The organism is Variovorax sp. EBFNA2, from assembly GCF_033802765.1.
Taxonomy (GTDB): Bacteria; Pseudomonadota; Gammaproteobacteria; order Burkholderiales; family Burkholderiaceae_C; genus Variovorax; species Variovorax paradoxus_H.
In genome coordinates this window covers 5,629,396-5,656,007 of the sequence record NZ_CP138496.1, presented here as the reverse complement: position 1 = coordinate 5,656,007, position 26,612 = coordinate 5,629,396, and the positions used below count along the sequence as shown (strand labels likewise).

Sequence of the window (26,612 nt, the reverse complement as noted above, 5' to 3'; positions counted from 1 at the left end):
TTACTTACTGCGCTTCCAGCCGCTCTGCAATCTCGCGCGCCCCGAGTTCCCGCACCGTGGCCAGTCGCTCCAGCTGCGCCGCACGCGGGCGCGCCTTGCCTTGTTCCCAGTGATAGATCGTCTGGCCCGACACGCCGACCAGCTGCCCATAGATCGCAGCGGACAACCCGAGCTTGGCGCGGTGCGCGGCCAGCCGGTTGGCACTGAAGCGGCGCTTGGGGCCGCCTGCGTCGGCGTCGTCGCCCGCAGCACCGGCAGCTGCGGCCGGCGCCTGACGCGCGGAGCCCTTGGCGAGCTTGCGCAATTCTTTTTCAAGCGCGCTCACCTGACGGCGCAAGTCGGCAATCGATGCCCGGTGCGCGACGGAGGCCTTCTTGAGGGTTTCGATCTCCGCTCGCACTTCCTTGCGAGCGACACGGGAGATTTCGGCTTTGAGGATGGAGGCGATATTTGGCATGGGGGGATTGTGCTCAATTTGGGGACACAAATGGAGGGTGCCTACTGTAGGCGGATGCCGTCGTTTGTGGGGCAACAGGTGTTGGAGCCTCAAAGAGCTGCGAATTTCTTCGTTGAATCCCGAATTCCCGATGCCGATGGATGCTTGCCGCGCCGTTTGAAAAAACTGCGCTTATCGGGTTGAGTGGTCCGTGCGAGGATTCGGGGTGGCGCTATCGGCCATGAGCTGACTGTTGTGACGGTCAGCTTTCGAGCCCGCCAGTTTGGTAGCCCAGCTTTTGACCGAATAGCAAGAAAGAGGCGATATCGTGCCAGCTACTGAGATGACGACAGCGGAGGTGCCCGGGGTGTACCGGCGCATCGCGAGCGCAATTGGTGCGGCACACTGGCAAGGTGCCGTTGCACGGCAGGAAGAGGCTATTCGGTCTAACCACTTTCTCCGCGACTACCTACATTCGGAGTACGCCATCGCATACCAGTTGGATCGGCTGCGAAAACTGGTCACGGCGTTTGGCACGGTGCCACACGATGTCTGCAACGACCCAAGCATTTTTCCGTCTATGGGCTTCGCGGTACAGGTACTCGGAGTCATGGAAAGGAGCACCCCCAAGCAGGCCAAAGCATTCGTCAAACGGGTCCGAAACGCCTTCAGCAGTCCCGGGAACATGCAGGGTCTGGCCTTGGAACTTCAGGCAGCGACCCACTTTGCCCGTCGAGGACAACGTGTGGCTTGGCACAGAACGAGCGACGGGGACTCTTTTGATCTCTTGGTCGAAGATCTCGGCCCCAACGGGCTCGAGGTCGAATGCAAGTCCATCTCCGAAAGCAAGGGTCGTCGCATCCATCGCCATGAAGCGCTGGCGTTCTGGGGCGAGCTTTGGAAAGACTTGGTCGGCGTTGCGCAGAGCCTGCGCTCGGGGCTTGCGGTTGTGCTGACCGTTCCATATCGCTTGCCAGTAGACGCAGGGGAAAGAATTGCACTCGCGAGAGAAGTCGTTGCTCGAATCGTGGCTGGGAACGGCGCGATGTTGGGCGGAGGCGCGGAAGTGCGCATTGAGCCCTTCGATCCTGCCAAGATCGAAGCGGCAGAGAACAAGGGCCGCATGGAGTTGCGTAAGGCCATTAGCGCCGCGACAAGAACTGACAACCGCGAAGCAGCCGTGTACAGGACCCCTGCAGGGGGCATGCTGATGTTCGTGATGCAAAGTGCAGTTGAGGACGATGTGCTGGATCAGGTGTTTGCCACCCTCGACGAATCCGCGGCACGACAATTCACCACCAATCGTGGCGCCTTGTTCTGGGTAGCATTGCAAGGCGTCGACGCAGATCAGTTGCTGTCGATACACGAACAAGACAGCGACGCGAGCAAGCAACCATCGCGGTTGAAACTCGGAGTTGGCAGCTTCCTCCATCGTGCTCCGAGCCACATCGTCGGTGTCGTGTTCAGCAGCAGAGGCGGCCTTTTTCCCTCTGTCGATGGCAGCACGGATTCGGGCGGAACAACGAACTTCTTCTTGAACGAAGACAGCCCTCTCTGGCATGCAAGCTTCCGCAGCCCACTAAGAGCGGCAGGGATGCTGGAGTAGAGCGCCTCAGCTGGTTGGTACGTCGGGCAAGCTGGGCAGCAGCGAAACTGCGCCATCGATGCCACTGTAAAGAGGCCCCATACCTTTCGAATGGAAGATTGAGGGGCAGGAACGAGATAAGGGCCCTTGTTGCCTCTATGCACCCAGGGCATTTGAATTTCAAATGGCCAAGACAACGCCGACAGGCCGATTCTGGGCGGCGAGTTAAAGGGCGCGGATGTCGCTGATGGGCCCCATAGCGGCAGTACACATTGCCACGGAGCAGTCGTTCACTAAGCAGCTCGTGATGCCGAAGATGCAGTGGCTTGCGGTTGCTTCTTGTCGCATTCCATCAGTTTTTTTTCTGCTGGAAGCATTCCCGCTGGGAGCGATACCCAGCCCGTCTCCTTCACAGGGGTGCGTGAGACTTTTCCTTCATCGATCGAGAGCAAGCTGAGCGTTATGGCGCACCTACCGCCCGCTGCCATCTTGATCGACAACTCATACTCTTCGCCAGGCTTTGGGGAAAAGACCGGCACTGCGCAGACGCCTGCCTGGGCTTTCTGAATAGCCCCGTGCGTAGCCGGATTCATCGAGAAGAGGATTGTTACTGCATCGAGCAGCGCAACGGTCATCCACGGCATGACCGCCATCGGACGATCTGGTGCAACTCGCCTCTCAAGGACGCCATCTCGCGGCATCGTAGTGTCGAGCATGCCCACTCGTGCCGTATCAACCCTTGCGCCTCCGCTAACCCAACCGATATCGGCGGCGGGCTTGCATGTAGTTAGATCGACCGTTGCAAGACGAAGCGCAAACTGCTCCGGATTGGGAACGACAACGCGCAACTTGGCTGCACTTTCTCCCTCGGGTTGTTGATAGTCCGGGATGGAGGAGCATCCAGCGGAAAGCGCTGCAACACAGCACAACGCAAGTCGATATCGAACGGGCATGGGATGGATCGAACTATTTCAAAAGGGGATCAAGTACTTCAAACGCGCGTTGCTTCGAGTGTCGATTCGTCAGCATCGGAGGCGCTGCTCGCGCCAAGAAGATTGTGGCCGAGACTAGTCCCTGGTTCGAATGCTTAGTGTTGGTCGGATTCTGCCTTCCCAACTCGAAATGCGATATGCCCGTTTCCATCGTTGAGCGCTAGATTTCGTCAGTTGAACTGGCGTGCCTCGCCTTAAAGACTAGTGGCTATCTCGCGGAAGATTTCATCTCGGAGGGGCGAAGCGACCTATCGCACACCGCCTTCAACAACGGCACGCAGTGACTGAGTCGTTGCGTCGGCGGCTTCGATCCGCCGCTGCAGTTCCTCATTCACCAACCGCACCAACGCCCCCAGTTCAGTGCGCGTCGGAAAGACTTCTTCCGTATCCCCCACACGCTGCGGAACGATGAGCTTTTCGATGCACGCGTAGGCACGTTGCACCGCATGAAGACTGTCGACGTCGTCACACGCCTGCAGGGCGAGCGATTCGGCACTGGCGGTTTCTTCAGAAGATGCAGGAAGCGAAGACGCGTGCGCGGACGCGCGAGGAGATGCAGATGCAGCCATGAATGGCCTCCAAGGGTTTCGGTTTGCTGAAACCGACGCACCCGAGGCCAATCGGAGGCGGCGGCTCGACGGGTTGGCCTACCGGGAAACCACTTGCGTGAAACCGGCCGGGCTTGCGCCCGCCCATCGAGCCGCCTAAAACAGGAAGCACGAACGACGAAGCCGCAGACCCTGCGGGGTGGCTGCGGCTTTTACGTCGCAGTGATTTCAGCGGGAGGCCAATCCCGATCACGCCCTGTGTAGACGTGACCGGCGCAGTATAGCCATGGCCAATGCTGCTCCTGCGAGAGTGGATTCGCAGACCTGCCAACCTATCATCCGGCCCTGTCGAGCCTCAACCCGTCGCCCATGGCGTCGTCATCTTTCATCCGCAGAGCAGACATGAAAAACGAGAAATGGGAAACGACCATCCTGAGCGACACGGCGCATGAGCACCTCGTCGCGGAACTGAGTTTCGATGGCCAGTTCTTGTTGCTGCTCGATCGCGAGGAAGGCCGGGACCAGCTCTGCGTTGCGTTCCCCGCAAAAGACGGAAGCCTGGGCCCGCGCATTCCGCTGCCCGACTTCATCGCGCAACTGAACGCCGCAGCAGCCGATCTGTGCCGTTAGCGCACTGAGCGCTACAGCACATCACGGCGCCGTCGCATTCTGCTCCGGCGTCTTGCGCTCGCCGTCGCGGGGCCCCGGCACCCGCCACCGCAGCGCACCGCTCGCGAGCACGACGCCGGGCACCACGAACGACAGCGCCAGCAGCGCGGGGCGAGTGACGGGCTCGTTCATCCACCATGCCGCGCCGAGCGTGGTCAGCACGGGCACGAGCGCGGACGACAGCGCGGCGCGGGCGGCGCCCAGCCGCGTGATCGCGACGCCGTAGACCACCAGCCCGAGCAGACCGGCGACCACGCCTTGGCCTGCGGCCTGCATCGCGATGTCGGTCCATGGCGCGGCGAACAGTTGCGGCGGGCCAGCGAGCCAGAGCAGCGGCAACAGCAGCAGGGTCGATGCGCCGTTGACGAAGGCCGCGCCCTGCCAGGCGCTCATGCCGCAGCGGCCGAAGGCGAGGGAGTAGACGGTCCACAGCAGGGCCGCCAGCAGAAAGAGCAGGTCGCCGCGCCAGTGCTGTTGCCGCAAGCCCTCGCCGAAGCTGCCCGCCGCGAACACCGCCATGCCGACGGCGATGCCGGCCAGCCCGAGCAGGCGCAGGCCCTGCACGCGCTCGCCCCGGTAGATCCACGCGCCCAGCGCGGTGAAGAGCGGCAGGCTGCCGGCCATGAAGATGCCCATGTGGCTGGCGGGCGCCCACTGCGCGCCGGCCAGCACCAGCAGGCCGAAGGGCAGGCCGCCGCCGACGACGAGCAGCACGAGCGCGCCGGGCGATGCCCCCGGCGGCACGAGCCTGCCGCGCAGCCACAAGGGGCTGAGCAGCAGCGCGGGAATGCCGTAGCGCAGCAGGGCGAGGTCCATCGGCCCGAGCGCGGTGGCGGTCACGCCGTGGCGCGACAGCAGCTGCCAGGCGCTGCCGATGAGGGCCGCGGCCAGCGCGGCGAGTGCGCCGATCCAGAGGGCGCGAGGCGATGTCGTCATCGGGCCAGTCTGTGGCCCGGTCGGCGCGAAAGCTATCAGATTCGTGCGCCTGCGCCGGCCGGTCCGAGCACGCGGCGGGCGTCGCCGAGGGTGACGCCGACGGCACGCCGGAACACGGCGCCCAGATGGCTCTGGCTGCAATAGCCCAGGTCGTGCGCGAGGCCGGCGAGGTCGCGCTCGCCGTCGGCCAGCCGCTCCATCGCCGACGCCAGCCGCAGGTGCTGGCGGTACTGGTGCAGGCTCAGGCCGGTCTGCTGGCGGAAGCGGCGCGCCAGGTGAAAGGGCGAGCGCGACACGGCCTCGGCCAGTTCGTCCAGCGAGAGATGCCGCGCGCCCGCACCGCTGCCTTCGGACAGCAGCAGTTGCCGTGCACGCGCGACGGCGCCGTGCCAGGGCGCCTGATGCGGCGCGCTGCCCAGCTCGGCGACGAGCGCGGCCACCAGGGTCGCGGCCTGTGCGCTGTCGGTGTCCGGCAGTTGGCGCCGTGCCGCGTGCATGCGGTACAGCGCCTGCGGCGTCAGCAGGCAGACGCTCACGCCCGCCGCGCTGGCGCCGTGGGCCGGGCCGACCGATGCGTGGCCGCTGACCACGAGGCTGTGCCGCACGGCCGCGGTCTCGGGTCGCAGCCGGTAGGCGGTGGCATCGCCGAAGCGGATGGCGGTGAGCGCGTCGGTCAGCCAGATGTGGTCGCCCGAGCGCACGTCGAGCCGCGTGCGACCGATGGGGAAGACGACGCGCGGCGAGGCCACGGTGTACAGGTCGCTCCACGCCGGCCCCTGCGGCGCATGCAGGCGCACATGCGCTACCTCGAACCCGCGCCCGGCATAGAGAAGGGTGCGGTCTTGCGGCATGGAAAGCGTGAAGGGTCGCTCAGCCCAGCGCGGTCCAGCTGCAGCGCAGCTCGTACTGCGCGCCGCGGTAACTGAGCGTGCCGGTCGCGCCGGCCACGCGCAGCGCCACGGCCACCTGCGGGCGTTCGAGGCCGGTGCCGCGCACGCGCATGAGCTGCTGGCGGTGGTCGACGAAGCGCTGCTGCAGCGTGAAGCGCTCGCTGCCTTCGGTGCCGGGGCCGGTGCGCGCGACGATGAGTTCGGTCAGCTGGCCGGTCGAGAGGCTGAACTGGATCTCGACCGCGTAGGGCCGGCCGTCGCACTGCAGGCTGCCGTTCGCAAACGCGGGCGACAGGCCAAGGAGCAGAAAGCAGGGCAGGGCGAGAGCGAGGAGGCGGCGGGGCATGTCGCAGTAGGTGCAGGTGCAGGTGGCAGCCCGCCACCATACCCCAAGCAGGTGAAACACACCCGCACACATCCGCGCACACCCGCCGGCGCGTCACCCCACCTTGCGCGCGCGCCCTTCCCAGTGCGGCTCGCGCAGCTTGTACTTGAGCATCTTCCCCGCCGGCGACAGCGGAATCTCGGCGCGAAACTCCACGCTGCGCGGGCACTTGTAGCCGGCGATCAGCGTCTTGCAGTGCGCCACCAGCGCCTCGGCGCTCAGGGCTTCGCCGGCGCGCAGCACGACCACGGCATGCACGCGCTCGCCCCACTGGTCGTCGGGCACGCCGACCACGGCACACATCGAAACCTGCGGCAGCTGGGTGATGGCGTTCTCGACCTCGGCCGAGTAGATGTTCTCGCCGCCGCTCACGATCATGTCCTTGAGCCGGTCGACCACGTAGACGAAACCGTCGGCGTCCATCACGCCGCCGTCGCCGGTGTGCATCCAGCCATCGCGCAGCACTTCAGCCGTTTGTTCGGGCTTGTTCCAGTAGCCGGCCATCACCATCGGTCCGCGCGCGGCAATCTCGCCGACGGTGCCGTTGGGCACGGGGCGGCCTTCGGCATCGACGATGCGCACTTCGGCGATGGGCACGGGCCGCCCGGCCGAGCGGCGGCGCGCGGCCGGCTGCTCGGGGTGGTGGCACCACGTGGGCAGCACGGTGACCACGGGCGACAGCTCGGTCATGCCGTAGAGCTGGCAGAAGCCCGCGCGCGGCAGCTTGTCGATGGCCTGCAGCAGCAACGCATCGTCGATGGGCGCGGCGCCATACAGCACCAGCTGCAGCGGCGTGGTGTCGAACTCCGCAAAGCGCGGGTGCTCGATGAGCCGCTTGAGCATCGTGGGCACCATGAAGGTCTCGCTGGCGCGCTCGTTCTGTATGGCTTCCAGCACCTTCACTTCGTCGAAGGTCGGAATGATGACCTGCGTGCACAGCCGCATCATCAGCTGCAGCGTGAGGCCGGCGCCACCGACGTGGAACATGGGCGCCATGTTCAGGCCCACGGCCTCGGCGGGGCGCGTGGCGGCCATGTTGGCCGAGAGCTGGCCGCTGTACAGGTTGCCGTGCGTGAGCATCACGCCCTTGGGCAGGCCGGTGGTGCCGCCGGTGTACATCACGGCGGCCAGGTCGGCGCCGCCGCGCCGCGCGTCGGGCACGGGCTGCGCCTGCGCCATGAGCGCCTCGGCATTGGCCATGCCGTCGGGCGCGGGGCCGTCGCCGAAGTGCACCAGCGTCTTCAGCGAACGCGACAGTTCGCGCTGCTGCTGCGCCACGGCGCCGAAGTGCGCGTCGGACAGCAGGATGCGCGTGTCGCAGTCGTCCAGCGAGTACGCGACCTCGCGCGCGCTCCAGCGAATGTTGACGGGGTTGATCACGCCGCCCGCCCACCACGTGGCGTAGAGGTACTCCACGTAGCGGTCGGAGTTCAGCGCCAGCAGGCCCACGCGGTCGCCAGGCTGCAGGCCGAGCGACTGCAGCACGGCCGCGAGCCGCGCCACGCGGTCGACGAACTGGGCGAAGGTGCTGCGGCGTTCGCCGCACACGAGGGCGGTGGCGCCGGGGCGTTCCTGTATCGCTTTGTGCAGGGGCTGGGTGAGGTCCATGAACTGCGGTCTCCGTCGGTCGGTTCGTTGTTGTGCGCCGAGTATGGAAGGGCCGCGCCGCGCCGGCATCGTCGGAAGCGACGGGATCGAAAGCGCCGTGGCGGCCAAAGTCGTCGGAAGCGACGGTGACCGGGGAAAGGCAGCGCGCGACCATCTCCGCACAACGACTGTTCGACCGAACGACCGACCGGAGACGCGCCATGACTTCTTTCTTCACAGATCCCTCCCGCCGCCGCCTGCTGGGCGGCGCCGCGCTTGCCGCCGCCGGCACCGCGCTGCCCTTCATGGCCCGCGCCCAGGGCCTGTTCGGCAAGCAACCGATCACGCTGCTGGTGCCCTACCCCGCGGGCGGCGCCACCGACGTGCAGGCGCGCGCGCTGGCCCTGGCGGCCTCGCGCGAGCTGAAGCAGCAGATCGTGATCCTCAACCAGCCCGGCGTGGCCGCCACGCTGGCGCCGACCACCATGGCGCGCAAGGCCGCGCCCGACGGCTACACGCTGTCGCTCATGCTGAGTTCGCTCTACCGCCTGCCGCACCTGCAGAAGGTGAGCTACGACCCGGCCACCGACTTCACCTACGTGGCCAACGTGACGGCCGCCACGCTGGGCATCACGGTGCGCCAGGACGCGCCGTGGAAAGACCTGAACGCGCTGCTGGCCGCGGCCAAGGCCAAGCCGGGCGAGGTGTCGTATGGCACCACGGGACGCGGCGGCACCTCGCACGTGTCGATGGAGCGGCTGGCGGCGCTGGCCGGCGTGAAGTTCAACTTCATTCCCTTCAAGGGCGCGGCCGAGCTGTACAACGCGCTCATGGGCGGCCATGTGGACGCGGTCTCCGAGGCCGGCTTCGGCGCCGCCGTGGCGGGCGGGCGCGTGCGCCTGCTGGCCACCTTCAACGAGGCACGCTCGCCCACGCGGCTGAACGTGCCGACCGTGAAGGAGCTGGGCTACGACGTGGTGGCCAACGGCTCGTGGGGCATCGCCGGCCCGCGCGGCATGGACCCGAAGGTGGTGCAGGCGCTGCAGGAGGCCTTCCGCAAGGCGGTCGACGATCCCGAGTTCGTGCGCACGCTCGACCTGAACGACTACGTCAGGTTCTACATGGACAGCCCCGCGTACACGGCCTGGGCGCACAAGACCTATGCCGACGAGAAGCGCTTCGTGAGCGACCTGCGCATCAAGCTCGACGACTGAAGTCGACGAAGCCCTTCCCGAGAACGAGACCTCCCTTCTTTCCTGCCATGACTTCTTCTTCCTCTTCTCTGCACTGCTTTCTCCACCCGAAGGCCATCGCCTTCGTCGGCGCCACCGAGCGCTCGGTGTGGTCCAACGCGGCGCTCGCCAGCCTGCGCACGCTGGGTTACGCGGGCAAGCTCTACCCGGTCAACCGGCGCGGCGGCAGCTTCCACGGCATCGCGGCGGCCACGTCGGCCGAGGCCATCGGCGAGCCGGTCGACACGGCACTGCTCATGGTGCCGGCCGATGCGCTCGACGACGCGCTGGCCGACCTGCAGCGCGCGGGCATCGGCAACGCGGTGCTGCTGAGCTCGGGCTTCGCCGAGGCCGGCGAGGAAGGCCGCGAGCGCCAGCACCAGCTCACGGCCAAGGCGCGAGCGCGCGGCCTGCGCATCCTCGGACCCAACTGCCTGGGCTTCGTCAACTACGTCGACCGCTCGGCCGTGTGGACCGCTTCGCTGCGCGAGCCGCTGCCGGCGGGCACGCTGGGCATTGTGTCGCAAAGCGGCGCGCTCGCGGGGCAGCTCTCGTTCATGGCGCAGGTGCACGGCATCGGCCTGAGCCGCATGGTGTCGACAGGCAACGAGTCGGACATCGACATCGCCGAGGTCATCGACTACCTGGTGGACGACGAGCACACGCGTTCCATTGCCGTGTTCGCCGAGACCGTACGCGACCCGCAGCGCTTTGCCGCCGCGGCCGAGCGCGCGCTGGCCGTGGCCAAGCCCATCGTGGTGCTGAAGATGGGCAGCAGCGAGATCACCGCGCAGGCCGCGCAGGCCCACACCGGCTCGCTGGTGGGCGACGACCGCGTGTTCGACGCCATGTGCCAGCGCCTGGGCCTGATGCGCGTGCGCTCCATCGAAGACCTGGTGTTCACCGCCGCCTTCGCCAGCATGACCGGGCCCTTCGCGGCCGGCGGGCTCGCGGCGGTGTCGATGTCGGGCGGCATGTGCGAGATCTTTGCCGAGCGCGCCGAAGAAGAAGGCCTGGTGCTCACGCCCCTCGCGCCCACCACCGAGGCTGCGCTGCGCGAAGTGCTGCCAGGCTACGGCACGCCGCAGAACCCGCTGGACGTGACCGGCGCGGCCATGCTGCAGCCCGAGCTGTTCGGCAACGCGCTCGAAGCGCTGGTGCGCGATCCCGCGCTGGGCGCCGCCATCGTCGTGGCCGACGTGCCCAACGCACCGGCCAACGACACGCCGCTCAACCGCGCCGTGCTCGCGCAGGTGGCACGCGGTCTGGCCGCCAGCCCGGTGCCCGCCATCGTCTGCAGCCACTACGTGATGCAGGTGAGCGAGCGGTCGCGCGAGCTCATCGCCGAGACCGGCGTCCGCCACATCGCCTGCGGCATTCACCACGCGATGAGCGCGGCGGGTGCGGTGCAGCGCTGGTCTGAAACGCTGCGTCGGCGGCAACACGCGCAAGGTGTCGCTGCTGCCGTGCCGGCGACGCCACCCACGCAGCCCTTGCGCTCGGAGCGCGAGACACTCGAGTGGCTCTCGCAGCGCGGCGTGCCCGTGGTGCCCGTGCGGCTGTCACGCAGCGCCGACGAGGCCGCGCGCTTCGCCGATGAGCTCGGCGGCCCGGTCGTGCTGAAGATCGCCTCGGCGCAGATCGCGCACAAGACCGAGGTCGGCGGCGTGGCGCTCAACCTGCAGGGCGCCGACGCAGTGCGCGCGGCCTGGCTGGCGATGGATGCGCGCGTGCGCGCGGCACGGCCCGAGGCCGAGATCGACGGCATCCTCGTCGCGCCCATGCGCCAAGGCGGGCTCGAGCTGTTCGTCGGCACCGTGCGCGATCCGCAGTGGGGCCCGGCGCTCGCCGTAGGGCTTGGCGGCATCTGGGTCGAGGCGCTGCGCGACACCAGCCTGCGCCTTCTGCCCGTGACGCCCGCCGAGGTGAAGGACATGCTGGCCGAGCTGCGCGGTGCGCGCCTGCTCGACGGCTGGCGCGGCGCGCCCGCGGCCGACCGCGACGCCATCGCCGAAGCCGTGGCTGCCATCGGCAACGCCGCGCTCGCACTCGGCCCCGAGCTGGTTTCGCTCGAAGTCAACCCGCTGCGGGTGGACGGCCGCACGGTCGAGGCGCTCGATGCGCTGGCCGTGTGGGGCGCAGCCGGCTGAACCGCTTTCCTTCCTCTGCAAGAAAACCAACAGGAGACATCTTCATGCTGCAACGACGTCGATTCGCGCAATGGGGCGCGAGCGGACTGCTGGCCCCCGCGCTCGGGGCCCTGCCGAAGGCGCAGGCGGCCGACGCCTATCCGACCCAGCCGATCAAGATCATCGTGTCGTCGGCGGCCGGTGGGCTGGTCGACGGCATCGCGCGCACCATCGGCGAACGCATCGCCAAGCCGCTGGGCCAGCCGGTGCTCATCGACCCGAAGCCGGGCGCCAACGGCGCCATTGCCGCATCCTTCGTGGCCAAGGCACCGGCCGATGGTCACACGCTGCTGTTCGCCGTCAACTCCTTCGTGCTCGCGCCGTTGCTGATGGCCAAGCCCGGCTACGACGTGTTCAAGGACTTCGCGCCCGTGTCGCTGTCGAACTACGGCCTGCTCGTGTTCGCGGTGGGCGAGGGCGTGCCCGCCAAGAGCATGCGCGAGTTCGTCGCCATGGCCAAGGCGCAGCCCGGCAAGCTGAGCTTCGGCTCGGCCGGGCAGGGCTCGTCGGGCCACCTCTACGGCGAGAAGCTGATGCGCGACGAAGGCCTGCAGATGACACACGTGCCCTACAAGGGCGGCGCGCCGCTGATGATCGACATCCTCGGCGGCCAGGTGCAGGGCGGCTTCGTCACCATGGGCGAGGCGCTGCCGCATGCGAAGTCGGGCCGCGCGAAATTGCTCGGCGTGTTCGGCACGCGCCGCATGCCGCTCGCGCCGCAGATTCCCACCTTCACCGAGCAGGGCTTCAAGGGCTACGAGCACGGCGGCTTCTGGGGCTTCTTCGCGCCGACGGGCACGCCACAGCCGGCCATCGACAAGCTGGCCGGTGCGGTGCGAAAGGCCGTGGCGCAGCCTGATCTGCAGGAACGCATGATCGGGCTGGGGTTGGAGCCTTCGGGTGAAGGGCCGGGTGAGTTGATGGCGGCCGTCAGACGCGAGAACCTGCTGTGGTCGCGGCTGATCAAGGACATGAACCTGAAGCTCGAATAGGCCTCAGGCCCGCGCCACCACGCCGGCGGTCACCAACGCATCGACCGCCGCGCGTTCGAATCCGAACTCTTCCAACACCTCATCCGTGTGCTCCCCCAGCGACGGCGCAAGCCGTTGCACGCCGCCCGGCGTGGCCGACAGCGTGAACGGCACGCCGGGAAAGCGCAGCGTGCCTTCGGTCGGGTGCTCGGCGTCGTGCCACAGGCCGCTGGCTTTCAGCTGCGGATCGTCGGGCAGCTGCTGCAGCGTCTGGATCGGCATCGCCGGAATGTCGGCCTGGCGGAACGCCGCGACCCATTCGGCCGTGGTGCGCGCGCCGGTCGCGCGTTCGAGTTCGCCGAACACCACCGTGTGGTTGCGCACGCGCGCGGCCAGCGTGGCAAAGCGTTCGTCCTCGCGCAGCTCGGGCCGACCCACCACCTCGAAGAAGCGCAGCCACTGTGCGTCGGTGTAGGGCACCAGCGCAATGTAGCCGTCGGCCGTGCGAAAGGGCTTGCGCACGCCGGAGCGGATCGAGCCGTACACCATGTCGTCGATGGGGGGCTGGAAGGTGTGGCCCCACAGGTGCTCCACCATGTTGAAGGCGGTCATGGTCTCGAACATCGGCACGTCGATGGCCTGCCCCTGGCCGCTGCGTTCGCGGTGGAAGAGCGCGGTGACGATGGCGTAGGCCGCGTACAGCGCGGTGGTCTTGTCGGCGACGAGCGCGGGTATGTAGCGCGGCTCGCCGGTGTAGATCGATTGCAGATGCGCCAGGCCCGACGCGGCCTGGATGATGTCGTCGAAGGCCGGCAGGCCCGCATACGGCCCCTCGTCCGAGAAGCCCTTGACGTGCGCGCTCACGAGGCGCGGGTTGAGCTCCAACAGCCGCGCCGCGTCGATGCCGATGCGCGCCGCTGCGTCGGTGCGCACCGAATGCACGAGCACGTCGCTGCCGCGCACCAGCGTGTCGAGCACCTCGCGCGCGGCGGGTTGCTTCAGGTCGAGCACGAGGCTGCGCTTGTTCCGGTTGCACGACAGGTACAGCGACGACATGCCCTTGTGGCGCGCTGGCCCGACCGAGCGGGCCAGGTCGCCTTGCGGCGCCTCGACCTTGATGACGTCGGCGCCCATGTCGGCCAGCATCTGGCTGGCCAGCGGGCCGAGCACCACCGACGAGAGGTCGAGCACCTTGACGCCTTCGAGGGCGCTGCGAAAAAGCGGAGGGGACGTCATCGGTCAGTCCTCCAGGCGGATGCCGGTCTTGTCGATCACGCGCTTCCAGGTGTCGGCGTCCTGGCGCAGCACCACGGAAAACTCGGCGGCCGTGCTGCCCACGGGTTCGATGTTCATGTCGCGCATCTTCTTTTGCACCTCGGGCTTGGCGACGATGGCGGCGACGGCCTTCGACATCTTGTCCACGCGCGGCTGCGGCGTGCCGGCCGGCAGGAAGAGCGCAATCCACGCATAGGGCTCGAAGCCCGCGTAGCCCGCCTGCTGGAAGGTCGCCACCTGCGGCAGCGTGGCCGAGCGCTGCGTGCCCAGTGCCGCCAGCGCGCGCAGCTTGCCGCTTTGCAGGTGGGGCAGGGCGGTGCCGGTGTCGAGCACGGCCACGCGGATGTGGCCGCCGAGCAGGTCGGTCACCATGGGGGCCGCGCCCTTGTAGGGCACGTGTGGCATGTCGACGCCCGCTTCTTTCTTGAACAGCTCGCCGTAGATGTGCGAGGTGGTCGCGACGCCGGTCGAGCCGTACGAATACTTGCCGGGCTCGGCCTTGAGCAGCGTGACGAGTGCGGCCAGCGTTTTCGCGGGCACGTCGGGCGTCACGACCAATGCCGAGGTCGAGATGCCGATCTGCGACACGGCCGCGAAGTCTTTCACCGCGTCGTACGAGAGCTTGCGTTGCAGCGCGGGCATCTGCACGTGCGTGGTGATGGTGAAGAGGGCGGTGTGGCCGTCTTTCGGGGCGCGCGCGACAGCGGCGGCGCCGATGGTGCCGCTGGCGCCCACGCGGTTGTCGACGACGACGGGCTTGCCCCAGGCGGTGCCGAGTTCCTGCGCGACCAGCCGCGCCATGTTGTCGGTGATGCCGCCGGCGGGGAAGGGCACGACGAGCGTGACGGGTTGCGAGGGGTAGTCGGCGGGTGCTTGTTGCGCGGCGGCGGGCAGGGCGAACAGGGCAGCGAGTGCGAGGCCGAGCGTGGAGGAAAGACGTGTCATGACGGATTGCTTCAATCGAGCTTGATGTTCTTGGCCTGGATCACCTGCTTCCAGCGCGCGTGGTCCGCGCGCATGGTGGCGGTGAGCTGCGCGGGCGTGCTACCGACCGGGATCACGCCCAGGCCTTCGATGCGCGCGGCCTGCTCGGGGATTTGCACCACCTGCGCCACTTCGGTCGAGAGGCGCTGCGCGATGGGCTGCGGTGTGCCCGCGGGCAGGTAGATGCCGAACCAGCCGACCGACTCCATGCCGGCGAAGCCCTGCTCCTTGAAGGTGGGCACGCCGGCCGCGAGCGGTGCGCGTGCGGTGCCGACCACGGCGATCGACTTCACCTTGCCGGCCGCGACGTGCGGGCCCACGCCCTTGGCCGAGACGAACACGGCATCGACGGTGCCGCCGAGCAGGTCGGTGATGGCCGGCGCTTCGCCCTTGTAGGGCACGTGCAGCAACTGGATGCCCGCAGCGTCCTGCAGCACTTCGGCGTAGAGGTGCGCGCTCGATCCGTTGCCGTAGGAGCCGTACGAGTATTTGCCGGGTGCGGCGCGCGCGAGCTTGACGAAGCCGTCGAGCGTTTCGACGCCGAGCTTGTTGCTCACGGTGAAGACGATGGGCAGACGGCCCGCCTCCGAGACGGGCACGAAGTCCTTGAACGGATCGAAGCCGGCGTTGGGGTACAGCAGGGGGTTCTGGATGATCGAGGTCAGCGAGAACAGCACGGTGTAGCCGTCGGCCGGTGCGCGCTGCACGGCGGTGATGCCGATCTGTCCGTTGCCGCCAGGGCGGTTGTCGACGATGACGCTCTGGCCGAGCCGCTTGCCCAGGCCCTCGGCGACGATGCGCGCGAACACGTCGGTGCCGCCGCCGGCCGCGTAGGGGACGATCAGGCGGAGGGGTTTGTCGGGCCACGCGGTCGTTGGCTGTTGCGCGAAGGCACTGCCGGCGGCCAGGGCGGCTGCCAGCGCGAGGGCGTGGCGGCGGGTGAATCTGCTGCGGTGCATGTCTGTCTTGTCTCCGATGGTTTTTCTGTCTGGGTGCGATGTCAGAGCGGCAGGCTCACGACGGCGAGGCCGGGGCCGACCGACACGCCGTGGCGGTTCTCGCTCCACAGACGCAGGTCGAGGCGGTGGCGATGCGCGGTGTCGGCGCTGTCGTCGATCCATTTGCGTTCGACCTGGCCGCGCACGGTGACGGTGTCGCCCGCCGTGTTGAACGACTTCATGCGAAAGCCGCGGATGGCATGCAGCACGCCTGCCGTGCCGATGTACTCGCGAATGGCACGCTCCCACATGCCCTGCAGCAGCATCACGTTGGCGTACATCTCGGGGGCGCCGGTCGATTGGGCGTGCTCGGTGTTGTGGTGGATCGCGTTGAAGTCGCGGTTGGCACCGGCGGCCATCACGAGGCGGTAGACGGTGAGGGGGAAGGGCACGGGGGTCAGGGTGTCGCCCTCGTTGACTTCGTTCCAGCGGCGTTGTTCTTGCCAGTTCATCTTGTTGCTCTGCTTTCTTTGTTCAGGGCGCGCGCACAGGCCACCGGGCACTTCCCTCCGCGAATGTCCCCCGGCCTGCGGCCTCCTCCTTGATTTCGCTGCGGGAAGCACCCAGTGCCCTGTGCACGGGAGGCGGCGCGCCGGTGCGGGAGGCCGCACCGAATCGGATGCTTGTTCGCTAGTGCGGCAGGTAGTGGTACATGCCGAAGCGGCAGCGGGCCACCACCTCTTCGCGCTGGTTCACGATGTCGTACTCCCACGTCGTGAACGCGCCGCGCCCTACCTTGGTCGCCTTGGGTTCGCAGCGCACGAGCCGGTTGCCGCGCCGGCCCAGGCGGTCGTCCAGGCGCGCGGGTTGCAGGTAGTCGACCTCGTAGTCGGTCGCCATGTAGGCGGTGGTGGGCGGCATGCCTTCGGGGCGCGTGCCCTTGAGCGGGCTGCGCTCGGGCTCGGCGTTGCGTGCGTCGCTGGTGAACACGGGCGGCTGGCCCGGGGCCCACATCGGCGGCAGCGTGAGGCTGGCGAGGCTGGTCGATGGCGCGACCGCGTCGGGCCCGTGGTGCAGCGGGCAGTCGAACTCCAGCACCTCGACATAGCGACGCACGGCGCCGGCCTCGATCACGTCGGCGCCCCAGCGGATCACGCCGTTCGCAAAGTCTTCGCCCACGCGCGCCACCATCGGCGCCCAGGCGCTTTCCCAATCGTCCATCTGCGGGTGCTTTCTTAGATACCGATGAACTCGGCCACGTCGGCGAGTGGCGCGCGCTCGGTTTCGAGGGCGTCGATGGGCTTGTCTCGGTCGGCGTAGCCGATGGCCATGCCGGTGAACAGCATGCGTTCGGGCGGCAGGTCGATGAAGCGGCCGATGGTCTGCGGGTAGATGGCCCAGCATTCCTGCGGGCAGCTGTCCAGGCCCTCGGCGCGCAGCAGCAGCATCACGTTCTGCAACATCATTCCCAGGTCGGACCACTGCGGCGGGCCCATGCGGCGGTCGACGGTGCAGAAGAGTGCGAGCGGTGCGCCGAAGAACTGGAAGTTGCGCGCAAACCATTTCAGGCGGGCGGCCTTGTCCTCGCGCGGAATGCCCAGCCGCGCGTACATCGCTTCACCCACGGCGAAGCGGCGGTCGCGGTACGGTGCCACCAACTCGCGCGGGTAGATGTCGTACTCGCTGCCTTCGCCGCCGGGCGTTTCCTGCACGCGGGTGCGCATGAGGGCCTTGAGGTCGTTCAGCCGTTCGCCGCCCACCACATGCAGGTGCCACGGTTGCAGGTTGCCGCCCGAGGGCGCACGCAGCGCGGCCTGCAGCACGCGGCGGATGGCGTCGGGCGGTACGGGGCGGTCGAGAAATTCGCGCACCGAGCGGCGGCTCGCGACGGCGTCGTAGACAGTCATGCTCATGGTGAGGTGTGGCTCCGGGGAAGAGAGGTCGTCAGGGTCACGCCCAGTTCGCGCGCCACTTCGGCGCTGTGCTGGCCGGGTGTCGCGGCATGCGACAGGTCGGCGTAGGCATAGCCCGAGAAGCGCACCGGTGGGCGCACCTCAAGATACGCGCCTTCGGTCGGGTGCGTGCGCTGTCGGAAAAGGCCGGCGGCCTGCAGCTGCGGGTCGTCGGGCAGGTCGGCGATGTCATTCACGCGCATCGCGGGCACGTTGGCCTTCTTCAATATGTCGAGCCACTCGGCCGTGGTGCGCTCCGGCAGGATCGCGGCGGCAGCCTCGTACATGCGGCTCATGTGCTTGCGGCGCAGGGCCTTGTCGGCGAGCTCGGTCGCCTCCAGCACCTCGGGGTGGCCGGTGGCCTCGAAGAAGCGCAGCCAGCGGTCGTCCAGGTAGGGCGCAATGGCGATGTAGCCGTCGCGCGTGCGCATGGGCTGGCGCATGGGGTCGATCTGGCGCGGGTACAGCGCGGGGCCGGTGGGCGGCACGAAGGTCTTGTCGCACAGGTGCTCCACGAGGTTGAAGCTGGCGAGCGATTCAAACATCGGAACCTCCACCTGCTGGCCCTCGCCGGTGCGCAGCCGGTGCACCACGGCGGCGAGCACGGCGTACGCCGCGTGCAGGCCCGAGACCTTGTCGGCCATGGTCATGGGCACGTAGCGCGGCTGCGGGTTGCCGTCGACCTTGGGCGGCAATGAGGCAATGCCCGACGCGGCCTGGATGATGTCGTCGTAGGCCTGCAGCGCGGCATACGGCCCGCGCTGGTCGAAGCCGGTGCAGTGCACGTAGACGATGTCGGGGCGGATGGCGCGCACTTCGTCATACGACAGGCCGGCGCGCGCGATGGCGTCGCTGCGCACGTTGTGGATGAAGATGTCGCTGGTCTCGATGAGGCGGCGCATCGCGGCGCGGCCGTCCTCGCTCTTCAGGTCCCAGACGACGGAGCGTTTGCCGCGGTTCAGGCGCAAGTGCACGGGGCTCATCAGCGGCGTGACGGGCGGCGTGCCGATGATGCGGATGCTGTCGCCCTCGGGCGGCTCGACCTTGACCACCTCGGCGCCGAGGTCCGCAAGGATCTGCGTGCAGTAGGGGCCGAAGATCACCGTGGTGAGGTCGACGATGCGCAGGCCTTCGAGCATGCGGGGGGCGGGGGCAGTGGTCTGGGTCATGGATGGGGAGGTCATGCGGCGACAAGGCCCTGCATTTCGGCGGCGAGGTGGCGCACGCGCTCGGGTCCGCCGAGCAGCTGGCGGTTGAAGCCGATGCGCTTGAACCAGTAGTGCAGGCCCAGCAGGTCGGTGATGCCCATGCCGCCATGCACCTCGGTGGCGGTGCGGGCGACGAAGGTGCCGGTTTCGCTCAGGTGCGACTTGGCGTGTGCGGCGAGCAGCGCGGCTTCGTCGGGCAGTGCGTCGAAGGCGTGGGCCGCGTACCAGACGAGCGCGCGGCCGGGTTCCAGCCCGGCGGCCATCTCGGCGCACAGGTGCTTCACGGCCTGGAAGGAACCGATCACGCGGCCGAACTGGCGGCGCTCCTTGGCGTAGGCCACGGCCTGGCCGATCATGGCTTCGCCCGCGCCAAGCGTGTCGGCGGCGAGCAGCGCCCAGCCTGCGCTGCGCAGGCGCGCGAGCGTGACGGGGCTGGCGTTGGGCAGTCGCTCGGCCTTCACCTGTGCGAAGTGCAGTTCGCCGAGCGGGCGCGTGGCGTCGATGCTGCGCAGCGCGCCGCGCGTGAGGCCTTGTGCATCGGCGCGCACGAGGTGCAAGCCGCCCGCGCGGTCCGCGACGATGAACACATCGGCCGCGCCCGCGTCGAGCACGAAGAGCGCGCTGCCGTCGAGCATGCCGTCGACGTGGGCCGTCACGCCCGCACCATCGCGCGCGCCGGCCACGGCCTCGGCGATGGCCACGCCGGCGATGCATTCGCCGGCGGCCAGGCGCGGCAGCCATTCATCTTGCTGTGCGGCGCTGCCGGCTTCGCGCAGCGCCAGCGGTGCGAGCACGGCGGTGCCGAGAAACGGCGTGGGCGCGACATGGCGACCCAGTTCTTCGGCGGCCAGCGCGGCGTCGAGCAGCGAGAGGTCGAGCCCGCCGAAGGCCTCGGGCACGAGCAAAGCCGGCACGCCGACCTCGCACAGCGTGCGCCAGACCTCGCGGTCTAGCGGCAGGTCGTCGGCCGCGACGCGGCGCACGCGATCGAGCGGGCAGGCGCGTTCGAGGGCGCGGCGCAGGCTGTCCTGCAGCAGCTTCTGGTCGGCGGAGAGGGCGAATTCCATGGAGCAGTTCCTTCCAGCCGATCAGGCAAGACGCGGTTCGCGCGGCATGTCGAGCCCGCGTTCCGCGATGATGTTTTTCTGGATCTGCGCGGTGCCGCCGCCGATGATCAAACCCAGGTCGAACATGTAGCGCTCCTGCCAGAGTGCCTGCGCGCGCACGTGCGCGCTGCCGGGCATCAGCAGGCCCAGTTCGCCCAGCGCGTCGATGGCGAGCGCGGCCAGCTGGTGGCGCAGCTCGCAGCCCTGCAGCTTCACGACCAGCGCGGCCAGGCCCGGGTCTTCGCCGTTGGCCGCGGCCGTGAGCAGCCGCAGGCCGTGGCACTTCTGCGCCAGCACCTGGCCCTGCAGCCGCATCAGGCGGTCGCGCAGCACGGGCTGGTCGATGAGGCGCGATCCGTCGACGGTTTCGGCCTGCATCAGCGTGGCGAGTTCCTGGTAGCGCTGGGTCGTGAGGTTGGGGTTGCCGAGCGAGCCGCGCTCGTGTTTGAGCGTGGCGTTGGCCACCTTCCAGCCTTCGCCGCGCTGGCCCACGATCTGGTGCTGCGGCACGCGCACATCGGTGAAGAAGACCTCGTTGAACTCGGCGTGGCCGGTCATCGTCTTCAGCGGGCGCACCTCGATGCCGGGCGTCTTCATCGAGAACAGCAGGTAGCTGATGCCCGCATGCTTCGCGGCGCCGGGCTCGGTGCGCACGAGGCAGAAGATCATGTCGGCCACATGGGCGGTCGAGGTCCAGATCTTCTGGCCGTTGATGACGAAGTCGCCACCGTCTTCCGTGGCGCGCGTCTGCAGCGAGGCGAGGTCGGAGCCCGCGCCGGGTTCGGAGTAGCCCTGGCACCAGACCACCTCGCCGCGCAGCGTGGGGCCGATCCACTCGCGCCGCTGCGCCTCGGTGCCCAGCTCGAGCAGGGTGGGCACCAGCATCGAGATGCCCTGGTTGCCCAGCGGCGGCGCCGCGCCGGCGCGCGCGAACTCTTCGGTGATGAGGTGCGCCTCCATCACGTCGGGCGCGGCACCGTGGCCCCCGTACTCACGCGGCACCGTGCGGCCCGCATAACCGTGGTCCAGCAGCAAACGCTGCCACGCAAGCGCGTCGGCGTCGGGGCGTTCGGCGGTGCGCGCGAAGGCCGAGCGGTGGCCGTGCGTGGCGAGGAACGCGCGCAGCGCGTCGCGAAAGGCTTCGTAGCGGGGATTGAGCGTGAGGTCCATGCGGTGCTTGCCTTCGGTGCCCGCCGCGTTGCGCGGCGGTGCGTGTTGTCTCCGTGTCGAGGCTCATGCTAGGGGCAACCCTCGGGCGCTCTCAATCGTCCGTTCCGACGATGTGACGCGCAGGGGGCGCTGCCTACCATCCAGCCCGAACGCCGCACGAGGTCCGATGACGTCCGATGAAGTCTGGTGAGAGGCCCGCGGCCGGCAGCTTCTTTTTCACAAGAACGACGGAGACAACACCATGACACGTTCCCTCTTTTCTGCCCGCCTCGGGTCGCGCCGCCGCCTGCTCGGCGCGGGCCTCGCGGCCACGCTCTGCCTGGCCGCCGCCTTCCCGGCGCAGGCCCAGAAGCGCTACGACCCGGGCGCGAGCGACACCGAAATCAAGATCGGCCACATCGTTCCGTACTCGGGCCCGGTCTCGGCCTACGGCACCATCGGCAAGGCGGCGGCGGGCTACTTCGCCAAGCTCAATGCCGAGGGCGGCATCAACGGCCGCAAGGTCACGTTCATCTCGCTGGACGATGCCTACAACCCCTCGAAGACGGTGGAGCAGGCGCGCAAGCTGGTCGAACAAGACGAGGTGCTGGTGCTCTTCGGCCCGCTGGGCACGGCGCACAACCTCGCGATCCAGCGCTACATGAACGCCAAGAAGGTGCCGCAGCTGTTCGTGGCCACGGGCGCCACGCGCTTCGGCGACCCGAAGGCCTTTCCCTGGACCATGGGCTGGCAGCCCACGTACCAGACCGAAGGCAAGATCTACGCGCAGCACATCCTGAGCACGAAGCCCAACGCGAAGATCGCCGTGCTCATGCAGAACGACGACTTCGGCAAGGACTTTCTGAAGGGCTTTCTCGAAGCGCTCGGCGACAAGGCCAAGACGATGATCGTGGCGCAGTCGACCTACGAGGTGACCGACCCGACCATCGACAGCCAGATGGTCAACCTGAAGGCCTCGGGCGCCGACACCTTCTTCAGCATCACCACGCCCAAGTTCGCGGCGCAGGCGATCCGCAAGGCGGCCGACATCGGCTGGAAGCCCACGCAGTATTTGTCGAGCGTGTCGGTGTCGGTGTCGGCGGTGATCAAGCCGGCCGGCCCCGAGAACGCGGTGGGCGTGATCTCGGCCACCTACTTGCGTGACCCGGCCGACGACATGTGGAAGGGCTCGAAGGAGTACGAGGACTACAAGACCTGGTTCAGCAAGTACTACCCCTCGGGCGACCTGAGCGACTCGCTCAACGTACTGGGCTACTCGTCGGCGCAGACGCTGGAGCAGGTGCTGCGCAAGGCGGGCGACGACCTCACGCGCGCCAACATCATGAAGGTGGCCGCCAACCTGCAGTACAGCCCGCCGATGCTCTACCCGGGCATCGACGTGAAGACCTCGCCGACGGACTTCTACCCGATCGAGCGCATGCAGCTGGTGCGGTTCAACGGCACGCGCTACGAGCCCTTCGGCAAGGTGCTCGGCGATTGATCGATTGATTGATCGCCTCGTTCCTGATGTCTCCCTTTTCGTTTTTCCACTGAAGCTTCCATGACCTCCATCGTTCGACTGGCCGCCGCCCTGGGCGGCGCGGCCCTCCTGTTCACCGCCGGCGCGGCCTTTGCGCAGAAGAAGTACGACACCGGCGCATCCGACACCGAGATCAAGCTCGGCATGGCCATGCCCTACAGCGGCCCCGTGTCGTCGTACGGCATCGTCGGCAAGGTCAACGAGGCGTACTTCAGGATGGTGAACGACAAGGGCGGCATCAATGGCCGCAAGGTCACGCTCATCAGCTACGACGACCAGTACACGCCGCCGCGCACCACCGAGGTGGTGCGCAAGCTGGTCGAGCAAGATGAAGTGCTGGCCGTGTACGGCAACCTGGGCTCGGCCTCCAATGCCGCGATCCAGCGCTACATGAACGCCAAGAAGGTGCCGCACCTGTTCCTGGGCGTGGGCGCCGACCGCTTCAACGACCCCAAGACCTACCCCTGGACCACGCCCTACATGCCCAGCTACGAAGGCGAGGGCAGCCTCTACGCAAAGAACATCCTGAAGACGATGCCCAACGCGAAGATCGCCGTGCTCTACCAGAACGACGACTTCGGCAAGGACCTGCTCAAGGGCCTGAAGAAGGGCCTGGGCGACAAGGCCTCGATGGTGGTGGCCGAGGCCTCGTTCGAGGTGGCCGACCCGACGGTCGATTCGCAGATCATCAAGCTGCAGTCATCGGGTGCCAATGTGTTCGTCAACTTCGCCACCGCGCGCTTTGCGGCGCAGGCCATCCGCAAAGCGTGGGACATCAACTGGAGGCCCAAGCAGCAGTACCTCACCTACGTGTCGGCCTACGTGAAGATGACGCTGGAGCCCGCGGGCCTGGAGAAGTCGAAGGGCATCATGGCCATGGCCTTCTTCAAGGACGCCGCGCAGCCGCGCTGGGCCAACGACCCGGCCACGCAGGAGTTCCTGGCCTTCATGAAGAAGTACGCACCCAACGAAGACGTGAACAACGCCGCCGGCGTGTACGGCTACGGCGTGGCGCAGGCCATGGAGACCGTGCTCAAGGCCTCGGGCGACAACCTCACGCGCGAGAACCTTCTCAAGCAGGCCACCACGCTGAAGAACATACGCACCGGCATGCTGCTGCCGGGCATTGCGCTGAACACCTCGAACACCGACTACTTTCCGTTCAACACGCTGCAGCTGGTGCAGTTCAACGGCAAGGAGTTCGAGCCCATGGGTGATTCGATCGCCGTGAAGTAGCCTTCCGAGAAGCACGCTCAAAAGAACCCACAGGAGACACACACCATGTTCGGACTGATGCAGGACCGCCCGCTGCTGATCTCGTCGCTGATCGATCACGCGGCCACCTTCCACCCCCACGCCGAGATCGTCGGTCGCACCGTCGAAGGTCCGGTGCACCGCACCAATTACCGCCAGGTGCAGTTGCGTTCCAAGCAGGTGGCCAATGCGATGAAGGTGCTGGGCGTGGCGCCCGGCGACCGCGTGGGCACGCTGGCGTGGAACACCCACCGGCACCTGGCGCTGTACTACGGCGTGTCGGGTTCGGGCGCGGTGCTGCACACCGTGAACCCGCGGCTCTTTCCGGAGCAGATCGACTACATCGTCAACCACGCCGAAGACAAGGTGCTGTTCTTCGACACCAGCTTCGCGCCGCTGGTGGAGAAGCTCGCACCCAAGCTCACGAGCGTGCGCGCCTTCGTCGCCATGACCGACCGCGCGCACATGCCGGCCATCGACGTGCCCAACCTGCTGTGCTACGACGAACTCATCGGCGCGCAGAGCGAGGACTACACCTGGCCCGAGTTCGACGAGCGCACCGCCTCGTCGCTTTGCTACACCTCGGGCACCACGGGCAACCCCAAGGGCGTGCTGTATTCGCACCGCTCCACCGTGCTGCATTCGCTGATGGAATGCGCGCCCGACACCTTCGGCGTGTGCTCGCAGATGACGCTGATGCTCGCCGTGCCGATGTTCCACGCCAACGCCTGGGGCATGCCGTACTCGGCGGCGATGGTGGGCGCCAAGCTCGTCATGCCCGGCCCGCACATGGACGGCCAGAGCCTGTACGAACTCATGCGCGACGAGAAGGTGAGCTTCTCGCAGGCGGTGCCCACCGTGTGGCTCATGCTGTTCCAGTACTTCGATGCCCACCCCGAAATCGACACCCGCGCCATCGGCCTGAAGCGCATCGGCGTCGGCGGTGCCGCCACGCCGCGCGCCATGATCGAACGCTTCGAGCGCGACTTCAACGCCGACTTCGTGCAAGGCTGGGGCATGACAGAGACCAGCCCCATCGGCGTGATCGGCAACCTGCTGCCCAAGCACCTCGCGCTCCCGAAAGAAGAGCAGACCACCGTCAAGATGCGCCAGGGCCGCGGCGTATGGGGCGTGGAGCTCAAGATCGTCGACGAGAACGGCCAGCGCCTGCCGCACGACGGCGTGGCCTTCGGTCACCTGCATGTGCGCGGTCCGTGGATTGCGAGCGGTTACTTCCGCAGCGAAGGCGGCGAGGTGCTCGATGCCGAGGGCTTCTTTCCGACCGGCGACGTGGCCAACATCGATGCCGACGGTTATGTGCAGCTGGTCGACCGCGCGAAGGACGTCATCAAGTCGGGCGGCGAGTGGATCTCGTCGATCGACCTGGAGAACGCCGCCAGCGCGCACCCGGCCGTGGCCGAGGCCGCGGTGATCGGCATCGCGCATCCGAAGTGGCAGGAGCGGCCGCTGCTCATCGTGGTGAAGCGCGCGGGTGCGGAGGTCACGGGCGAGGAACTGCTCACTTTTCTTTCGCAGCGCGTGGCCAAGTGGTGGCTGCCCGACGACGTGGCTTTCGTCGACAGCCTGCCGCATACAGCCACCGGCAAGCTGCTGAAGACCAAGCTGCGCGAGCAGTTCAAGGGCTACGTTGCAGCCAAGTCAACTTGATGACAGTTGTTAGGTTTTTCTGTGCATAACTCTGTGGGTTGCCTGAGGAGGCTGACCCACAGAACGAGCATTGGCGCGGGTTCGCACCACGTTGCCCACTGATTGAGCAGGCCGGTATTTCGCCCGGCACTATTTACCTTCCGCGCTCCTTTTTCCAAGGCCCCTGCGAGTCATCGACTTGCAGGGGCCTTGCTGCTTTGTGGCTACATCGGGGGGCTTTGTTCACAGTTTCGCCCTGTGCCTATGTCCTGGCCCTTCCATTTCGGACTGGTCCGATGGCCGTACCCGGAACGTCTTCCTAAAGTCATCGGTCAACACACCGTCTGAGCTGGCGTCGCGTGCGCGTTCGCAGTTCCGGTCCCGATTTCATTCGGCGAGTACGAGGAATTTCATGGCAAGGAAGAAGGCGAAGGTCGTAGTCAACAGCATCCGCCCACGCAGCCGCCGTCGTTCGACGATTTCTACCGGGACATCCTGCTCGTGTTGCAAGCCCGCGGACTGGGCTGCGCGACGCCGAAGCCGCTCACGTGGGGCGCCTACAGCTTCCACCCGCTGGAACGCAGCGTGAGCTTTGCGGGCCGGACGCGCCGCCTCGACCCGGTGACTTTCGATCTGGCGCTCGAGTTCTTCTTCAACGCCGAGCGGATGCTCTCGCTCGCGAGGCTGCGGCGGATGATGAACCCCGTGCGAGGCGCGTGCAGGTTCTGGGGCAACGAGCTGATCGGCACGCTGACCGACGTGGCGGACGAACTGGAACTGCACGGCGTCCACGGCTGGCGCTTGGTGCATTGCGAGCCCGAGGCGTTCCGGCTCGACCGCGAGGCGATCCCTTGAGCAGGTTCCGGGCAAGAAAAAAGCCCTAAGTTGTTGAAAACTTAGGGCTTTTTGTGCATCCCGCGCGAGGCGGGAATGCTGTGTTGGTGGCTCTTCACGGATTCGAACCGCGGACCTGTGGATTATGATTCCATCGCTCTAACCGACTGAGCTAAAGAGCCGTTCAGTACAAAACTGCACCGAAGCCCAAAATTATAGCCCAGGCTTTGGGCCGAGTTCAACACCCGGCGTTTTTAGGTCGATTTTTCTGCATCCGAATCCTCCGGATCGCACCCCGACTTAAC

25 protein-coding genes and 1 tRNA gene are annotated in these 26,612 nt (G+C 67.4%); 9 read left to right on the top strand and 17 right to left on the bottom strand.

Annotation, left to right across the window (positions count from 1 at the left end; translation table 11 throughout):
* Positions 1-4 precede the first annotated feature (4 nt).
* A complete protein-coding gene (locus tag RZE79_RS26600; RefSeq protein WP_319357534.1) occupies positions 5-457 on the bottom strand; it encodes a helix-turn-helix transcriptional regulator in 453 nt (150 codons plus the stop codon).
* A gap of 322 nt (positions 458-779) precedes the next feature.
* Here RZE79_RS26600 and RZE79_RS26595 point away from each other — a divergent pair, with 322 nt between their 5' ends.
* The gene (locus tag RZE79_RS26595; RefSeq protein ID WP_319357533.1) at positions 780-2,042 is read left to right on the top strand and encodes a hypothetical protein; all 1,263 of its coding nucleotides are present in this window, start codon (positions 780-782) and stop codon (positions 2,040-2,042) included.
* Positions 2,043-2,314: 272 nt separating this feature from the next.
* On the opposite strand, the gene RZE79_RS26590 is transcribed toward RZE79_RS26595, so the two are convergent.
* Positions 2,315-2,737, bottom strand: a complete 423-nt coding sequence (locus tag RZE79_RS26590; protein WP_319357532.1) for a hypothetical protein — start codon at positions 2,735-2,737, stop codon at positions 2,315-2,317.
* 524 nt (positions 2,738-3,261) lie between these two features.
* A complete protein-coding gene (locus RZE79_RS26585; RefSeq protein ID WP_319357531.1) occupies positions 3,262-3,582 on the bottom strand; it encodes a hypothetical protein in 321 nt (106 codons plus the stop codon).
* A 348-nt stretch (positions 3,583-3,930) separates the two neighbouring features.
* Here RZE79_RS26585 and RZE79_RS26580 point away from each other — a divergent pair, with 348 nt between their 5' ends.
* Positions 3,931-4,191, top strand: coding sequence for a hypothetical protein (locus RZE79_RS26580; protein ID WP_319357530.1), 261 nt, complete (start codon positions 3,931-3,933; stop codon positions 4,189-4,191).
* Between the two features lie 21 nt (positions 4,192-4,212).
* On the opposite strand, the gene RZE79_RS26575 is transcribed toward RZE79_RS26580, so the two are convergent.
* The 4 genes from RZE79_RS26575 to RZE79_RS26560 all read right to left on the bottom strand — a co-directional run bounded on the left by RZE79_RS26575 (position 4,213) and on the right by RZE79_RS26560 (position 8,049).
* On the bottom strand, positions 4,213-5,166 hold the full coding sequence (locus RZE79_RS26575) for a DMT family transporter (RefSeq protein WP_319357529.1): 954 nt from the start codon (positions 5,164-5,166) through the stop codon (positions 4,213-4,215).
* A gap of 35 nt (positions 5,167-5,201) precedes the next feature.
* Positions 5,202-6,017, bottom strand: coding sequence for an AraC family transcriptional regulator (locus RZE79_RS26570; protein ID WP_319357528.1), 816 nt, complete (start codon positions 6,015-6,017; stop codon positions 5,202-5,204).
* Between the two features lie 19 nt (positions 6,018-6,036).
* Positions 6,037-6,402 carry a hypothetical protein gene (locus RZE79_RS26565; RefSeq protein WP_319357527.1) on the bottom strand — a complete coding sequence of 122 codons (366 nt, stop codon included), beginning with the start codon at positions 6,400-6,402 and terminating at the stop codon, positions 6,037-6,039.
* A gap of 93 nt (positions 6,403-6,495) precedes the next feature.
* Positions 6,496-8,049: a long-chain fatty acid--CoA ligase gene (locus tag RZE79_RS26560; protein ID WP_319357526.1), complete on the bottom strand. Its 1,554-nt coding sequence runs from the start codon at positions 8,047-8,049 to the stop codon at positions 6,496-6,498.
* Positions 8,050-8,249: 200 nt separating this feature from the next.
* On the opposite strand from RZE79_RS26560, the gene RZE79_RS26555 reads away from it, so the two are divergent.
* The 3 genes from RZE79_RS26555 to RZE79_RS26545 are packed head-to-tail and all read left to right on the top strand — an operon-like array spanning position 8,250 to position 12,441.
* Positions 8,250-9,242 (top strand): tripartite tricarboxylate transporter substrate binding protein, encoded by a 993-nt coding sequence (locus RZE79_RS26555; protein WP_319357525.1) that lies wholly within the window; start codon positions 8,250-8,252, stop codon positions 9,240-9,242.
* Positions 9,243-9,289: 47 nt separating this feature from the next.
* Complete coding sequence (locus RZE79_RS26550) at positions 9,290-11,410, top strand: acetate--CoA ligase family protein (RefSeq protein ID WP_319357524.1); 2,121 nt, start codon at positions 9,290-9,292, stop codon at positions 11,408-11,410.
* Between the two features lie 44 nt (positions 11,411-11,454).
* Complete coding sequence (locus RZE79_RS26545) at positions 11,455-12,441, top strand: tripartite tricarboxylate transporter substrate binding protein (RefSeq protein ID WP_319357523.1); 987 nt, start codon at positions 11,455-11,457, stop codon at positions 12,439-12,441.
* Between the two features lie 3 nt (positions 12,442-12,444).
* On the opposite strand, the gene RZE79_RS26540 is transcribed toward RZE79_RS26545, so the two are convergent.
* The 9 genes from RZE79_RS26540 to RZE79_RS26500 form a co-directional block, all read right to left on the bottom strand.
* Positions 12,445-13,656: a CoA transferase gene (locus RZE79_RS26540; protein ID WP_319357522.1), complete on the bottom strand. Its 1,212-nt coding sequence runs from the start codon at positions 13,654-13,656 to the stop codon at positions 12,445-12,447.
* 3 nt (positions 13,657-13,659) lie between these two features.
* On the bottom strand, positions 13,660-14,640 hold the full coding sequence (locus RZE79_RS26535; protein ID WP_319357521.1) for a tripartite tricarboxylate transporter substrate binding protein: 981 nt from the start codon (positions 14,638-14,640) through the stop codon (positions 13,660-13,662).
* Between the two features lie 11 nt (positions 14,641-14,651).
* Positions 14,652-15,638 (bottom strand): tripartite tricarboxylate transporter substrate binding protein, encoded by a 987-nt coding sequence (locus RZE79_RS26530; protein WP_319357520.1) that lies wholly within the window; start codon positions 15,636-15,638, stop codon positions 14,652-14,654.
* 41 nt (positions 15,639-15,679) lie between these two features.
* Complete coding sequence (locus RZE79_RS26525) at positions 15,680-16,129, bottom strand: hypothetical protein (RefSeq protein WP_319357519.1); 450 nt, start codon at positions 16,127-16,129, stop codon at positions 15,680-15,682.
* 178 nt (positions 16,130-16,307) lie between these two features.
* A complete protein-coding gene (locus RZE79_RS26520; RefSeq protein ID WP_319357518.1) occupies positions 16,308-16,838 on the bottom strand; it encodes a hypothetical protein in 531 nt (176 codons plus the stop codon).
* A gap of 14 nt (positions 16,839-16,852) precedes the next feature.
* A complete protein-coding gene (locus RZE79_RS26515; protein WP_319361302.1) occupies positions 16,853-17,524 on the bottom strand; it encodes a nitroreductase in 672 nt (223 codons plus the stop codon).
* Positions 17,525-17,526: 2 nt separating this feature from the next.
* Entirely contained in the window at positions 17,527-18,738 is a 1,212-nt protein-coding gene (locus tag RZE79_RS26510) for a CoA transferase (RefSeq protein ID WP_319357517.1), read from the bottom strand.
* Positions 18,739-18,749: 11 nt separating this feature from the next.
* Complete coding sequence (locus tag RZE79_RS26505; RefSeq protein WP_319357516.1) at positions 18,750-19,844, bottom strand: acyl-CoA dehydrogenase family protein; 1,095 nt, start codon at positions 19,842-19,844, stop codon at positions 18,750-18,752.
* Positions 19,845-19,865: 21 nt separating this feature from the next.
* The gene (locus RZE79_RS26500) at positions 19,866-21,053 is read right to left on the bottom strand and encodes an acyl-CoA dehydrogenase family protein (RefSeq protein WP_319357515.1); all 1,188 of its coding nucleotides are present in this window, start codon (positions 21,051-21,053) and stop codon (positions 19,866-19,868) included.
* A 241-nt stretch (positions 21,054-21,294) separates the two neighbouring features.
* Here RZE79_RS26500 and RZE79_RS26495 point away from each other — a divergent pair, with 241 nt between their 5' ends.
* From RZE79_RS26495 to RZE79_RS26480, 4 genes are all read left to right on the top strand, one after another.
* On the top strand, positions 21,295-22,533 hold the full coding sequence (locus tag RZE79_RS26495) for an ABC transporter substrate-binding protein (RefSeq protein ID WP_319357514.1): 1,239 nt from the start codon (positions 21,295-21,297) through the stop codon (positions 22,531-22,533).
* 60 nt (positions 22,534-22,593) lie between these two features.
* Positions 22,594-23,808, top strand: coding sequence for an ABC transporter substrate-binding protein (locus RZE79_RS26490; RefSeq protein WP_319357513.1), 1,215 nt, complete (start codon positions 22,594-22,596; stop codon positions 23,806-23,808).
* A 45-nt stretch (positions 23,809-23,853) separates the two neighbouring features.
* Positions 23,854-25,494 (top strand): 3-(methylthio)propionyl-CoA ligase, encoded by a 1,641-nt coding sequence (locus RZE79_RS26485; protein ID WP_319357512.1) that lies wholly within the window; start codon positions 23,854-23,856, stop codon positions 25,492-25,494.
* 480 nt (positions 25,495-25,974) lie between these two features.
* Positions 25,975-26,328, top strand: coding sequence for a hypothetical protein (locus RZE79_RS26480; RefSeq protein WP_319357511.1), 354 nt, complete (start codon positions 25,975-25,977; stop codon positions 26,326-26,328).
* 84 nt (positions 26,329-26,412) lie between these two features.
* On the opposite strand, the gene RZE79_RS26475 is transcribed toward RZE79_RS26480, so the two are convergent.
* Positions 26,413-26,489 (bottom strand) — tRNA-Met (locus RZE79_RS26475).
* Positions 26,490-26,612 lie beyond the last annotated feature (123 nt).